Origin of the sequence: Polaromonas sp. CG_23.6, assembly GCF_029892315.1 — a bacterium.
Lineage (GTDB): Bacteria > Pseudomonadota > Gammaproteobacteria > Burkholderiales > Burkholderiaceae_C > Polaromonas.
This window is the reverse complement of the sequence record NZ_JARXUY010000001.1, coordinates 1,715,881-1,730,596: the sequence shown is the minus strand read 5'-3', so window position 1 is coordinate 1,730,596 and position 14,716 is coordinate 1,715,881. Positions and strand designations below refer to the sequence as shown.

General features: G+C 61.2%; 10 protein-coding genes. 6 read left to right on the top strand and 4 right to left on the bottom strand.

Annotated features, from left to right (window positions below):
• The first annotated feature begins 11 nt into the window (after positions 1-11).
• The 4 genes from proX (H4V98_RS08150) to proX (H4V98_RS08135) all read left to right on the top strand — a co-directional run bounded on the left by proX (H4V98_RS08150) (position 12) and on the right by proX (H4V98_RS08135) (position 4,568).
• The gene (gene proX / locus H4V98_RS08150; RefSeq protein WP_196861765.1) at positions 12-1,031 is read left to right on the top strand and encodes a glycine betaine/L-proline ABC transporter substrate-binding protein ProX; all 1,020 of its coding nucleotides are present in this window, start codon (positions 12-14) and stop codon (positions 1,029-1,031) included.
• Positions 1,032-1,186: 155 nt separating this feature from the next.
• Positions 1,187-2,203: a glycine betaine/L-proline ABC transporter substrate-binding protein ProX gene (proX, locus tag H4V98_RS08145; RefSeq protein ID WP_196861764.1), complete on the top strand. Its 1,017-nt coding sequence runs from the start codon at positions 1,187-1,189 to the stop codon at positions 2,201-2,203.
• A 164-nt stretch (positions 2,204-2,367) separates the two neighbouring features.
• On the top strand, positions 2,368-3,384 hold the full coding sequence (proX, locus tag H4V98_RS08140; RefSeq protein WP_196861763.1) for a glycine betaine/L-proline ABC transporter substrate-binding protein ProX: 1,017 nt from the start codon (positions 2,368-2,370) through the stop codon (positions 3,382-3,384).
• A gap of 170 nt (positions 3,385-3,554) precedes the next feature.
• Positions 3,555-4,568 carry a glycine betaine/L-proline ABC transporter substrate-binding protein ProX gene (gene proX / locus H4V98_RS08135; RefSeq protein WP_196861762.1) on the top strand — a complete coding sequence of 338 codons (1,014 nt, stop codon included), beginning with the start codon at positions 3,555-3,557 and terminating at the stop codon, positions 4,566-4,568.
• A gap of 154 nt (positions 4,569-4,722) precedes the next feature.
• Here proX (H4V98_RS08135) and H4V98_RS08130 read toward each other — a convergent pair whose 3' ends face one another.
• The gene (locus tag H4V98_RS08130; protein ID WP_196861761.1) at positions 4,723-6,012 is read right to left on the bottom strand and encodes a DUF2254 domain-containing protein; all 1,290 of its coding nucleotides are present in this window, start codon (positions 6,010-6,012) and stop codon (positions 4,723-4,725) included.
• 22 nt (positions 6,013-6,034) lie between these two features.
• The gene (fumC, locus tag H4V98_RS08125) at positions 6,035-7,432 is read right to left on the bottom strand and encodes a class II fumarate hydratase (protein ID WP_196861760.1); all 1,398 of its coding nucleotides are present in this window, start codon (positions 7,430-7,432) and stop codon (positions 6,035-6,037) included.
• A 110-nt stretch (positions 7,433-7,542) separates the two neighbouring features.
• Here fumC and H4V98_RS08120 point away from each other — a divergent pair, with 110 nt between their 5' ends.
• A complete protein-coding gene (locus tag H4V98_RS08120) occupies positions 7,543-9,105 on the top strand; it encodes a fumarate hydratase (RefSeq protein ID WP_196861759.1) in 1,563 nt (520 codons plus the stop codon).
• Positions 9,106-9,211: 106 nt separating this feature from the next.
• Positions 9,212-10,033, top strand: coding sequence for a glutamate racemase (murI, locus tag H4V98_RS08115; RefSeq protein ID WP_280757423.1), 822 nt, complete (start codon positions 9,212-9,214; stop codon positions 10,031-10,033).
• Between the two features lie 45 nt (positions 10,034-10,078).
• Here the strand turns inward: murI and H4V98_RS08110 are convergent, their stop codons facing one another.
• Positions 10,079-11,545: an efflux transporter outer membrane subunit gene (locus H4V98_RS08110; protein ID WP_196861757.1), complete on the bottom strand. Its 1,467-nt coding sequence runs from the start codon at positions 11,543-11,545 to the stop codon at positions 10,079-10,081.
• Positions 11,538-14,711: an efflux RND transporter permease subunit gene (locus tag H4V98_RS08105; RefSeq protein WP_280757422.1), complete on the bottom strand. Its 3,174-nt coding sequence runs from the start codon at positions 14,709-14,711 to the stop codon at positions 11,538-11,540. Before H4V98_RS08105 ends, H4V98_RS08110 begins: the two co-directional genes overlap by 8 nt.
• Between the last annotated feature and the right edge of the window lie 5 nt (positions 14,712-14,716).

The window sequence follows — 14,716 nt, the reverse complement described above, 5'->3', positions numbered from 1 at the left end:
GAAACTTTCAAATGATGACAACCCTCCATTTCACACGCACCCTGCTCGCCACCGGACTTCTGAGCCTCGGTCTGGCCGCCACGACGGCCAGCGCCGCTGACTTGCCCGGCAAAGGCGTCAAGGTTCAACCCATTCAAAGCGCGATTGCCGAAGAAACCTTCCAGACGCTGCTGGTCAGCCGCGGGCTGGAAAAACTGGGTTTTGACGTGCAGCCGATCAAGGAAATCGAAGCGGCCACCGGCCATGTTGCGATTTCCAACGGGGATGCCACCTTTCTGGCCGACCACTGGGACCCGCTGCATGCCGACTTCTACAATAACGGTGGCGGTGACGCCAAGCTGTTTCGTAAGGGCGTGTACTCTAGCAATGCCGCGCAGGGCTACCTGATCGACAAAAAGACCGCTGACAAATACAAGATTACCCGCATCGACCAGCTGAAAGATCCCAAGCTGGCCAAGCTGTTTGACTCCACAGGTGACGGCAAGGCTGACATGACCGGCTGCAATCCCGGCTGGGGCTGCGAAGCCGTGATTGAGCACCAGCTCACCGCCTTCGGCTTGCGCGAGACCGTCTCGCATGCGCAGGGCACCTACTCGGCATTGATGGCAGACACCATCACCCGCTTCGAAAAAGGCCTGCCGGTTCTTTACTACACCTGGACCCCGTACTGGATCAGCGGCGTGCTGCGTCCCGGCAAGGATGTGGTCTGGCTCGAAGTGCCTTACTCGTCGCTGCCTGGCGCGCAATCCAAGCTCGACACCAAGTTGCCCAATGGCAAGAACTACGGCTTCACGCTGAACACCCAGCGCATCGTGGCCAACAAGGCCTTCACCGACCAGAACCCGTCGGCTGCCAAGTTGTTCGAAGTGATGAGGCTGCCCGTCGGCGATATCAACGCCCAGAACCAGCGCATGAAAAATGGCGAGAACTCGCAAAAAGACATTGAGCAGCACACCGATGCATGGATCAAGGGACACCAAAAGACCTTTGACAGCTGGATTGCACAATCCATGGCCGTCGCCAAGAAGTAAGAAAAATCAGACACGCACACTGATTCTCAAAGCACAAGCAGCTATATAAACCATAGCGCTTGTGCGCTGCGCAAATGGGCAGGTTGTGGGCGGTAACTCACGCGACGATGTCACCTTTGCACCCTCCGCTCAGTAAAAAAAGGATTCCCTTGGCAATGACGATCAAAACGCGCAACTTCACCCGACCCTTGCTCGCGGCATGCCTGCTGACGCTGACCTTGGGCGCACATGCCGCCGCCGACTTACCCGGCAAGGGCATCAAGGTGCAGCCACTCAAGAGCTCGCTGGCCGAAGAGACCTTCCAGACACTGCTGGTCAACCGCGCACTGGCAAAGCTTGGCTATGACGTTCAGCCCATCAAGGAGGTGGAGTACGCCACGGCGCATATCGCCATAGCCAACGGTGATGCGACTTTCATGGCCGACCACTGGAATCCACAACAGGACGACTATTTCAAGAACGCCGGCGGTAAAGACAAACTCTCGCGCCAGGGTGTGTACTCAAACAACGCTGCGCAGGGCTATGTGATCGACAAAAAAACTGCAGACGCTTACAAGATCACCAACATCGGGCAACTCAAGGACCCGAAGATTGCCAAGCTGTTTGACACCGACGGCGATGGCAAGGCCGACCTGACAGGCTGCACGCCCGGCTGGGCCTGCGAGAACATCATCGACCACCATATCGACGCCTACAAATTGCGTGACACCGTGTCGCACAAGCAAGGTACCTACGCAGCGCTGATTGCCGACACCATCACGCGCTTCAAACAGGGTGAACCTGTCATCTACTACACGTGGACGCCGTACTGGGTCAGCGCCGTGCTGCGCCCTGGAAAGGACGTGGTGTGGCTCGACGTGCCGTTTTCGTCACTGCCGGGCAAAGGGCCCCAAGTGGACACCAGGCAGCCTTCTGGCAAAAACTACGGCTTTGTCGTGAACACGCAGCACATCGTCGCCAGCAAGGATTTCGTGACCAAAAATCCGGCCGCAGGCAAGCTGTTCGAGATCATGAAGGTGTCGGTCAACGACATCAACGCGCAAAACCTGCGGATGAGCCAGGGCGAGAACACGCTGCAGGACATCGAACGGCATACCGACGGATGGATCAGGTCGCACCAAAAAACCTTTGACAGCTGGATATCCAAAGCCATGGACGCGGCTAAAAAATAAGCCAAATCAGCCTCTGGCGCACATCTATATTGCATAAGCAGCTATTCATTAAATAGCATATATGTCTGTGCGAGTGGTCCCGACTCAGGCAGGGACTGGCACCACCGGGCAGCCTGCCCGCGCTCACCTCACTTCACTTCACTTCAAAAGGAAACCCCCAACAGATGATGATCGACACCTGCCATTTCACCCGAACCCTGGTCGCTTCAAGCCTGCTGGCATTGGGCCTTTCTGCACAAGCCGCTGCCGACCTGCCTGGCAAGGGCGTCAAGGTGCAGCCGCTGCAAAGCTCCACCGCCGAAGAAACCTTCCAGACCCTGCTGGCCAGCCGCGCCATGCAAAAACTGGGCTTTGACGTGCAGCCCATCAAGGAAGTCGACTACCCGGCCGCCCATGTCGCGATTTCCAACGGCGACGCCACCTTCATGGCCACCCATTGGGACCCGCTGCACGCCGACTTCTACAAAAATGCCGGGGGTGACAGCAAGCTGGTGCGTCTGGGCAGCTATGTATCCAACGCCGCGCAGGGCTACCTGATCGACAAAAAGACCGCTGAAAAATACAACATCACCCGCATCGACCAGCTGCAGGACCCCAAGCTGGCCAAGCTGTTTGACACAACCGGCGACGGCAAGGCCAACATGACCGGCTGCAACCCCGGCTGGGGTTGCGAAGCCGTGGTGGAGTACCAGTTCACCGCGTACAAACTGCGCGACACCGTGACGCACATGCAGGGGAACTATGCCGCGCTGATCGCCGACACCCTGGCACGCTACAAAGAGGGCAAACCCGTTCTTTACTACACCTGGACGCCGTACTGGCTGAGCGGCGTACTGCGTCCCGGCAAGGAAGTCACCTGGCTCGAAGTGCCGTTCACGGCGCTGCCCGAGGACCAGGGCACGGTTGACACGAAACTGCCCAACGGCAAGAACTATGGATTTCCGCTGAACACCCACCGCATCGTGGCGACCAAGGCCTTTGTCGAAAAGTACCCTTCGGCCGGCAAACTGTTTGAAGTCATGGTCCTGCCCATCGGCGACGTCAATGCCCAGAACCAGCTGATGAACAGCGGCCAAGGCTCGCAGCAAGACATCGCACGCCATACCGACGGCTGGATCAAGGCACACCAGAAAACCTTCGACGGCTGGATCGCGCAAGCCCTGAAGCTCGCCCAGAAATAGTCGCTGCTGAACCAGTGACATGAAACAAGGCAACCCTGCCTTCACCCCCGCCGTGAATCCGCGGCCTTAAAGCGCCATCCGCTATCGAATAAAAAATAAATAGCAAGTGGCATCGCTTCGGCCTCATCCGGCGGCCTTTCCCCCGCTCCTGACTCAAAGGAAGATTCCGAATGATGAATACCCGCAATTTCACCCGCACCCTGCTGGCTGGCGGCCTGCTCGCCCTGGGCCTGGCGACGCCTGCCGTTGCCGCCGACCTGCCCGGCAAAGGCGTCAAGGTGCAGCCGCTGCAAAGCAATCTGGTCGAGGAAACCTTTCAAACGCTGCTGGTCAGCCGCGCCCTGACAAAGCTCGGTTACGACGTCAGCCCGATCAAGGAAGTCGCCTACCCCACGGCGCACATCGCCGTGGCCAACGGCGACGCCACCTTGATGGCCAACCACTGGAACCCGCACCATGCCGAGTTCTATAAAAACGCCGGTGGCGACGCCAAGCTGTCGCGCAAGGGCGTTTATTCGGCCGGTGCGGCACAGGGCTACATGATCGACAAGAAAACTGCCGACCAGTACAAGATCACCAGCATCGAACAGCTCACGGACCCAAAACTGGCCAAGCTGTTTGACACCACCGGCGATGGCAAGGCCAACCTGGTGGGCCCCAGTGCCGGTTGGGGCGGTGAAGCCGTCGTCGAGCACCAGCTCACCACCTTCAAGCTGCGCAACACCGTCACCTACACGCAGGGCAACTACCCCGCGCTGATCGCCGACACCGTGGCCCGCTTCAAGGCCGGCAAGCCTGTGCTGTACTACGCGTGGACGCCTTACTGGCTGAGCAATGTGCTGCGCCCCGGCCAGGAATCGGTGTGGCTGGAAGTGCCGTTTTCAGCCATGCCCGGCGTACAGGCTGGCATGGACACCAAGCAGGCCAATGGCAAGAACTACGGCTTTCCACTGAACAACGAGTACATCGTGGCCAACAAAGTGTTTGTCGAAAAAAACCCGGCAGCGGCCAAGCTGTTTGAAATCATGGTGCTGCCGATTGGCGACATCAGCTCGCAAAACAGGCGCCTGAATGATGGCGAGAACAGGCAGCAAGACATCGAGCGTCATACCGATGGCTGGATCAAGGGGCACCAGAAAACCTTTGACGGCTGGATCGCTCAAGCCATGGCTGCTGCCAAATAAGCATTAAAAATGCCTTCTGCGCAAGCGGGACGGGCGCTGCCAGCTATTTAAATAATAGCGGCAGCGCTTTTTTCATGACCGCTTCAAATTCTGTTCGGCAGTGCGATCCTTCACTGGCTTTTGGCTACCGGGCACCGCGCATCCCGCAGCCGGTTCAGCCAGGCCGGGCCTGACGCTCTGACAGCGCGGCTTCACGCAGGCACTCCAGATCGGGCTCGAACAGGCCGGCATGCTCGGCCCGCCGGATGGCATCCCGGGACAGCTGGTCAAGCATCGCGTTGAATGCCGTGTGGTTCAGCCGCCTGAGAGAGGCCAGCGCGTGCTGCAGCGCCACGCCCACATCCACCGCCAGCGCGCCATGCCGGGCCAGCGGATCAAACACATCGGTCAACATGCAGGCCTCATGCATATGAGGCGCGGACACATGGTCGAACTCGGGATGGTTTGCCTGTGCAGCTTCGGATTCCATGCAGTTGATTTGCGCCCGCTGTTCATCGACCCAGTAGATCATCGTCCTGACGGCGGTTGCCAGGACTTCAATCGCCGTGCCGGGGTCATTCACCGCAGGCGACAAGGCGCGCGCAGCAATCTCGCCCATCACCCGCAGCCCAAAACGCGGGTCGTGGTCAAAGGTTCTTGACGCACCAATCAACACGGCATCAGCCACCGCCTTGCAATCTTTCTGGTCAAGCACCCGCGTGCTGGTGGCAATCGCCATCGAGGTCTCGACAAAATCCCCTGGCTGGACATGCAGGTGAATCATGGCTCCGGTGCGCTGCGCGCATTCCTGCAAGATATCCATCGATACATGTTGCACAAAACCGGTGGCCGGCGCACGCAGGGTGTGCTCGCCACGGGCGCCTTCGGCTTGTTTCATGCCACCCATGAAAGGCTTTTTCAGGCGTTGCGCCATCGCCTTGGTGGTGGCCGCTTCGACCCGGCTGATGGTTTCGCCCAGACGCCCCAGCACCGACAGATAGTCTAGCCAGCGCAGCAGCACGATCACCACCACCAGCAAGACCAGAAGCGTGAAACCAAACAGCACCAGCCGCCCACCACCGGCATAAATCTGGGCATTGAGTCCGATCAGCGCGATCACGCTGTAGAGAAAAGCCCCGACAAACGTGGCCAGCGCATTCTGGATGGTGCTGTCTTCGATCAACAGCTGGGACGCGCGCGGCGTGGCCGTGCTGGCCACCGCCGAAAACGAGGCCACCATGGTGCTCGCAGAAAAAACTGACACGGTCAGCATGCTGGTGGCCAGAATGTTGAGCAGGCTACTGATGGAGTCAGACCCCAGCTTGAACGCAATGTCTTCGGGAATGAGCGGACCGAGGACCTTTGCCAGCGTTACGGCCAGCAGCGCCAACAGAGAAAACAGAGCGCACCGCACCCAGGTTTTGTGCAGCAGCCGCTGCAGCAGATAGAGAAGCTTTTCCGACATGACGAAAGTGTCGCTTTGAAGGCTATCGACCCACCATGCTGGCCGCATCGACCCAGGCGTCGAATTCCTCTGCCGTGACATGGCTTGATGCAATCGCCGCTTCGCGCAGGCTGACTCCTTCCTTGTGCGCCTTCTTGGCGATGAACGCCGCCTTGTCATAGCCAATGTGCGGGTTCAGCGCGGTCACCAGCATCAGCGAACGGCTCACCAGTTCAGCGATTCGCTCGTGGTTCGGTTCGATGCCCACGGCGCAATGGTCGTTGAAGCTGACCATGCCGTCGGCCAGAAGGCGAACGGATTGCAAAAAGTTGTACGCAATCATGGGCCGGAACACGTTCAACTCAAAATTGCCCGACGCACCACCAAAATTGATCGCCACATCGTTGCCGAACACCTGCGCGGCCAGCATGGTCAGCGCTTCACTCTGCGTCGGGTTGACCTTGCCCGGCATGATGGACGAGCCGGGCTCGTTTTCGGGAATGCTCAATTCGCCAATGCCGCTGCGTGGCCCGCTGGCCAGCCAGCGCACGTCATTGGCAATTTTCATCACGCTGGCCGCCAGGGTTTTCAGCGCGCCGTGGGCATGCACCAGCGCGTCGCACCCCGCCAGCGCCTCGAACTTGTTGGGCGCGGTGACAAACGGCAGCCCCGTCAGCAGCGCCAGCTCGGCCGCAACCTGCTCGGCATAGCCTTTCGGTGCGTTCAGCCCGGTGCCCACGGCGGTGCCGCCCAGCGCCAGTTCATGCAGGTGCGGCAATGCATCGCGCAGATGCTTTTCGCCATGCGCCAGCTGGGCGGCATAGCCCGAAAATTCCTGACCCAGCGTCAGCGGCGTGGCGTCCTGCAAGTGGGTACGGCCGATTTTCACGATGTCGTCGAAGTCCAGCGCTTTTTGCGCCAGCGTGCCGCGCAGTTTTTCCAGCGCCGGCAGCAGCCGGTTGGTGATGCCGATGACCGCCGACACATGCATCGCTGTAGGAAACACATCATTCGACGACTGGCTGCGGTTCACATCGTCATTCGGATGGATGAGCCGTGCATCGCCGCGCTCGCCGCCCAGCAATTCGCTGGCACGGTTGGCCAGCACTTCGTTCATGTTCATGTTGGTTTGCGTGCCCGAACCGGTCTGCCAGACCACCAGCGGGAACTCGTCCGGGTGGCGGCCGGCAATGACTTCATCGGCCGCATTCACGATGGCCCGGGTTTTCTTCTCGTCCTGCAGGCCCAGCGCCTGGTTGACCAGCGCCGAAGACCGCTTGACCTTGGCCAGCGCCCGGATCAACTCGACCGGCTGGCGTTCGCCCGAAATGTCGAAGTTCTGCAGGGAACGCTGGGTCTGCGCGCCCCACAGCCGGTCTGCAGGGACGTCAATGGGGCCAAAGGTGTCGCGCTCGCTGCGCGTGGTGGAGGGTGTACTCATGGTGTAAGGCCTGACCTGTCAAAATGGAGGGTGGTTTCAGCATAGCCGCTAATAAAAGTAAACAAAAGCAACCGCCATCACCGGGCGTTGCGTCACTTCATCGAAAAGCCATGACCACGATCAAACAAGCCGACCTCATCGAATCCGTTGCCGCTGCCCTGCAGTACATCAGCTACTACCACCCGGCCGACTACATTGCTCACCTGGCGCGTGCCTACGAACGCGAACAAAGCCCGGCGGCGAAGGATGCGATTGCCCAGATTCTGACCAACAGCAAGATGAGCGCCACCGGCCACCGCCCGATCTGCCAGGACACCGGCATCGTCAACGTGTTTTTAAAAGTCGGCATGGACGTTCGCTGGGACGGCTTCACCGGAAGCATAGACGACGCCATCAACGAAGGCGTTCGCCAAGGCTACAACCACCCGGACAACACGCTGCGCGCTTCGGTCGTGGCCGATCCGCAGTTTGACCGCAGAAACACCAAGGACAACACGCCGGCGGTGATCTCGACTGAAATCGTTCCCGGCAACATGCTGGAAGTGACCGTTGCGGCCAAGGGCGGCGGCTCCGAGAACAAAAGCAAGATGGCCATGCTCAACCCCGGCGACTCGGTGGTGGACTGGGTGCTCAAGACCGTTCCAACAATGGGTGCCGGCTGGTGCCCGCCCGGCATGCTCGGCATCGGCATTGGCGGCACCGCTGAAAAAGCCGTGCTGATGGCCAAAGAAAGCCTGATGGACGACCTGGACATGTATGAATTGCAAGCCAAGGCCGCCAGCGCCAAGACCGGCGGCGAAGCGCTGACCAAGGTCGAGGCCCTGCGGCTGGAATTGTTCGACAAAGTCAACGCCCTGGGCATTGGTGCGCAGGGCCTGGGCGGCCTGACCACCGTGCTCGACGTGAAAATCAAGATGTACCCGACGCACGCCGCCAGCAAGCCGGTCGCGATGATCCCGAACTGCGCCGCCACGCGCCACGCGCATTTCGTGATGGATGGCAGCGGCCCGGTCTACCTGACGCCACCATCGCTTGACACCTGGCCCGACGTGAACTGGGCGCCTGACTACGTCAAGAGCAAGAAGGTCGATCTGAACACCCTGACCAAGGAAGAAGTCGCCAGTTGGACACCCGGCCAGACGCTGCTGCTCAACGGCAAGATGCTGACCGGCCGCGACGCCGCGCACAAGCGCATTGCCGACATGCTGGCCAAGGGCGAAAAGTTGCCGGTCGATTTCACCAACCGCGTGATTTACTACGTTGGCCCGGTCGATCCGGTCAAGGGCGAAGCGGTCGGCCCGGCCGGCCCGACGACATCGACACGCATGGATGGCTTCACCGAAATGATGCTGGCGCAGACCGGCCTGATCTCGATGGTCGGCAAGGCCGAGCGCGGCCCGGTCGCCATCGAAGCCATCAAGAAGCACAAGAGCGCCTACCTGATGGCTGTCGGCGGCGCCGCTTACCTGGTGTCCAAGGCCATCAAGCATGCCGAAGTCGTCGGTTTTGCCGACCTGGGCATGGAAGCGATCTATGAATTTGACGTGGTCGACATGCCGGTGACCGTGGCGGTGGACTCGGGCGGGACCAGCGCCCATATCACCGGCCCGGCCGAATGGCAGAAAAAGATTGCGATGAACGAGTTCAAGGACATTGCTGTCACCAGCATTTGAACCGCAGCGGGATGCGTGAGGCCGCCATTTCAAACAAAAGTCGCCGATGCGGCTTTGCCAGCCGGCAGGTGGAGCCGCCCCGCTCGGGAGAAGAGAGCTGCTCGCAGTGAATGAACGCGGGGGCCAATCCATCGGTGTGTTTGACAGCGGCATCGGTGGCCTGAGCGTGCTGAGGGCGTTGCGCGCCGAGATGCCGCACGAGGACTTCATTTATATCGCCGACAGCGGCCACGGGCCCTACGGCGAGCGCGACACGGCGCATGTACTCGCGCGTTCACGCGCCATCGTTCATTATTTGGTCAGCCAAAACATCAAGGCGCTGGTGATGGCCTGCAACACGGCCACGGCCGCCGCCATTCATTGGCTGCGCGCCGAGCATCCGGGGATGGAACTGATCGGCGTCGAGCCGGCGCTGAAACCGGCCGTGGCGCTCAGCAACACCAGGCGTATTGGCGTTTTTGCAACCCGCAGCACGCTTTGCAGCGCCAAGTTCCAGGCACTGCTGGCGTCGCATGCCGCGCAAGCCGACTTTGTCATGCAACCCTGCGACGGACTGGCCCACGCCATCGAGCGCAGCGCGCAAACTGGCGACACTTCAGAAACCATAGCACTCTGCGCCCGCTACATAAGCGCAGCAGGGATTTTTGGCACTAAAAATGGCCAGATCGACACGCTGGTGCTGGGTTGCACGCATTACCCACTGGCCAGCGAGCAGTTGCGCGCATTGACAGGCCCCAGCGTGCGTCTGATTGACAACGGCGAAGCAGTCGCCCGGCAGACACGCCGGCGGCTGTCCGCCTGTTTGACGGCAGCGAATGCGCCGCCGGGCCGGGTCAGCCTGTTGACGACCGGCGATCCTCAGCTATTGCAGTCCGCCACCAGGCGCTGGCTGGATCTCTCGACATCTGTCGATTTGCTATTTATTTGATAGCTTCTTGCACATGCCGGATATGCGCAAACAGCCTTTTTCGAACTAAGGCTGAAGCGGCAGCGCTGCATTCGCCACGGGCACTGCCTCGCCCGGCTCCTTCCAGCCGCCTCCCAGCGTCTTGTACAGCGTGACCTGGCTTTGCAGTTGCGCCAGCCGGGTCTGCACCACCGCCTGCTGCGCAGCAAACAACGAGCGCTGCGCGTCCAGCAGGTCGAGCTGGCTGGCAATACCGTTCACGTAACGCAGATTGGACAGCTTGTAGCGAACGCCTTCGGCATTGGCCTGGGCCTGCTGCGCGCGCAACTGCTCGCCCAGCGTGGCGCGGCCGGCAAGCGCATCGGCCACTTCCCGAAACGCCGTCTGGATGGATTTTTCGTACTGCGCCACGGCAATATCACGCTGCACCCTGGACGACTCCAGACCGGCGCGGTTGCGTCCCGCGTCAAAAATTGGCAGGAACAACTGGGGGGCCAGCGTCCAGCCGAAGCTGCCGCTCTTGAACAGGTCGCCCAGGTGCGAACTGGCGCTGCCGGCGCTGGCCGTCAGCGAAATCCGCGGGAAAAATGCGGCCCGCGCCGCACCGATATTGGCGTTGGACGCCAGCAGCAACTGCTCGGCCTGGCGTACGTCGGGACGCCTGGTCAGCAAGTCGGACGGCAGGCCCGCCGGTACGTCCACCATCACCGGCATGTCCGCCAGGCCCTTGCCCGCCGGCAGGGCCACAGCCAGTTCGCCAGTGGCGGGCTGGCCCAGCAGCAGGACCAGCGCGTTCTGGTCAAGCGCGCGCTGACGCGTCAGCTGCGCCAGCGAGACGCGCGCCGCTTCAATCAGCGACTCGGACTGGCGAACGTCGAGTTCCGAGCTGACGCCGTTGTCAAAGCGCAGCTTGCTGAGGCGGAACGAGTCCTCACGTGTGGCCAGCGTCTGCCGGGTGATACTGATGAGTTGTTCATCGGCCAGCAGGCTGAGGTAGGTATTGGCAACCGCCGCGACCAGGCTGATCTGCGCGGACTTGCGACCTTCCTCGGAGGCCAGGTACTGGCCCAGTGCGGCTTCCTTCAGGCTGGCAACGCGGCCGAAAAAGTCGAACTCGTATGACGTCAGCGCCAGGCCGGCGGTGTAGACGCTGGTAATGCCTTGGTTGGCCGCAGGCTGGCGCGAGCCGGTCATGGCGGCGCCCACAGTCGGGAACTGGTCGGCCCGGCGAATCTGGAACTGCGCCCTGGCCTGCTCGATGTTGAGCACCGCGATGCGCAGGTCGCGGTTATTGCGCAGCGACGCGTCGATCAATTGGCGCAACCGGGCGTCGCTGAAAAACTCCTGCCACTCGATGTCGGCAGCTGCCACGTCGTTGCTTGTCGTTGCGGACGCGGCGGTCGTGGCGCTCAGCGCGGGCCAGTCGGTGGCGATGGGTGCCGCCGGACGCTCGTAGGTTGGAATCATCGAGCAGCCGGCCAGCAACACCGCAGCGCTCACGGCCAGGCGCTGGAAAATTTTCGTCTTATTCATGTGCTGGCTTTCCTTCTTGTCCGCCCATGCCTGCCGCCTTGGCATGCTCGTTGTAGATTTGCTGCTGCCGCGCGCTGCCCTTGAAAAAACCGCGCACCACGACAAAGAAAATCGGCACGAAGATCACGGCGAGTGCGGTGCCGGTGATCATGCCGCCAATCACGCCGGTGCCGATGGCCCGCTGGCTGGCCGAACTCGCGCCAGTGGCGATCGCCAGCGGCAGCACACCCAGCATGAAGGCCAGCGAGGTCATGATGATGGGCCGAAAGCGCAGGTGCGCAGCCGTCAGCGCCGCCTCAACCACACCCTTGCCCTGCGCCTGCAGGTCCTTGGCGAACTCAATGATCAAAATCGCGTTCTTCGCCGACAGGCCGATGATGGTGATCAGCCCCACCTGGAAGTACACGTCATTGGCATACCCTCGGAACAAGGTTGCCAGCAGCACACCAACCACACCCAGCGGCACGACCAGAATCACGGCCAGAGGAATCGACCAGCTTTCATAAAGCGCGGCCAGACACAAAAACACCGCCAGAATCGCAAAGCCGTACAGGATCATGGCCTGCGAGCCGGCGAGTTTTTCCTCGCGCGACTGCCCGCTCCATTCAAAGCCGAAGCCCTGTGGCAACCGGGCCGCCATCTTTTCCATCTCGGCCATGGCCGCGCCCGTGCTGTAGCCTGGCGCGGCGGCGCCGCTGATGCGCATCGCCGGATAGCCGTTGTAGCGAACCGTCTGCATGGGACCTTTGGCCCAGTGCGTGCTCGCAAAAGCCGACAGCGGAACCGATTCGCCCTTGCTGTTGCTGGCGTTGATCTTCAGCAGGTCGTCGGGCTGCATGCGGGCCGGCGCATCAGCCTGCACGATGACACGCTGCAAACGGCCCTGGTTAGGGAAGTCGTTCACATAGCTCGAACCCAGCGAGGTGGACAGTGCCGTATTGATGGCGTCAAAGCTCACGCCCAGGGCGTTGGCCTTGTCACGGTCAATGTCGAGCTGCAGCTGTGGCGCATCTTCCAGGCCATCGGGCCGTACCTGCGCGAGCACAGGATTTTTGCCCGCCATGCCGAGCAGCTGGTTGCGTGCTGCCAGCAGTGCCGCGCCACCCGCGCCCGAGCGGTCCTGCAGACGGAAAGTAAATCCGCTGGCAGAACCGAGTTCGGGAATCGGCGGCGGGCTGAGCGGAAACACGGACGCGTCGCGAATGCCTGAGAGCGCGCCAAAAGCCCGTCCAGCCAGCGCATCGGCCTGCTGGCTGGCTTCCTTGCGCTCCGACCAGTCCTTGAGCGTCACGAAGGCCAGTCCGGCGTTTTGTCCCTGACCGGAAAAGCTGAAACCCATTACGCCGACCATACTCTCGACCTCGGGCTGCTTCAGCATGAATCCTTCGACCTGTTCCATCACAGCCTGAGTGCGTTCCCGCGTGGCGCCCGGCGGCAGTTGCACGTTGACCAGCAGCGTGCCCTGGTCTTCGGCCGGCAAAAAGGATGTCGGCAGGCGCGTGTAGACCAGCGCCACCACGCCGATGATGGCCGCGTAGATGATCAGGTAACGGCCAGCGCGTTTAAGCAAGCGCGCGACCAGGCTTTCGTAGCCCTTGGCGGTGCGTGAAAAACCCCGGTTGAACCAGCCGAAGAATCCGGTTTTCTCATGGTGATGACCGGCTTCGACCGGCTTGAGCAGCGTGGCGCACAGCGCAGGTGTGAGCGACAGTGCCAGGAAGGCTGAAAAACCGATCGACGCGACCATGAAGGCGGAAAACTGTCGGTAGATATTGCCCACTGAGCCGGCAAAAAACGCCAACGGCACAAACACCGAGATCAAGACCACCGTCACGCCAATGATGGCGCCCGAGATCTGGCCCATCGCCTTGCGCGTGGCTTCCAGCGGCGGCAAGCCTTCCTCGCTCATGATGCGCTCGACGTTTTCGACCACGACAATCGCATCATCGACCACGATGCCGATCACCAGCACCATGCCGAACATCGTCAGCACGTTGATGGAAAAGCCCAGCGCCAGCAGCGTGGCGAAGGTTCCCAGCAAGGCAATCGGCACGACGATGGTCGGGATGATGGTGTAACGCCAGTTCTGCAAGAACAAAAACATCACCAAAAACACCAGCACGACCGCCTCGACCAGCGTGATGGCGACCTGCTTGATCGAGATGCTGACAAAACGCGAGCTGTCGTAGGGAATCGCATAGTTCACGCCCGGTGGAAAAAAGGGCTTGAGCTGCTCCATCTTCGCGCGCACGGCCTTGGCGGCTTCCAGCGCGTTGCCACCCACTGCCAACTGCAGGCCGATGCCGGTGGCAGGCTGGCCGTTCAGCCGCGCCGAGGTGGCATAGGTCTGGGCGCCAAGTTCGATGCGGGCCACGTCCTTCAGGCGCACGGTCGAGCCATTGGTGTTGGCCCGCAGCACGATGTTGCCGAACTGCTCAACATTGGAGAGCTGGCCGTTGACCACAACGGTGGCGGCAATGCCCTGGCCGGCCACATTGGGCAGGTCGCCAATCGTGCCGGAAGCGATCTGGGCATTCTGGGCGCGGATGGCGCTGGTCACATCGGCCGCAGACAGTGCAAAGCCGGTCAGCTTGGCCGGATCGATCCAGACGCGCATGGCGCGCTCGGTGCCGAACAGCTGGGCCTGGCCGATGCCGGTCAGGCGCTGGAGTTCGGGAATCACATTGCGCGAGGCATAGTCGCCCAGTGCCACCGGATCAATTTCCGGGTTCTCGGACGAGAGCATGGTGAACATCAGGAAGTTCGAGCGCGACTTGTCCACCCGCACGCCCTGCTGTGTCACCGCCTGGGGCAGGCGCGGTGCAGCGCGCGACAGGCGGTTTTGCACATCGACCTGGGCCAGGTCGGGATTCGTGCCGGTCTCGAAGGTCAGGGTCAGCGTGCCGCTGCCGTTGGCTTGGGCAACCGACTCCATGTAGATGAGGCCTGGCGAGCCGTTCATCTCACGCTCAATCACGCTCAGCACACTGTCTTCAAGGATCTTGGCAGAAGCGCCCGGATAGCCGGCCGTCACCACGATGGAAGGCGGCGCCACCGGCGGATACTGGGAAATCGGCAATTGCGTGACAGCCACGCTGCCCAGCACCAGAATAAAGAGTGCGATCACCCATGCAAAGATGGGTCGATCAATAAAAAACTTGGCCATGCGGT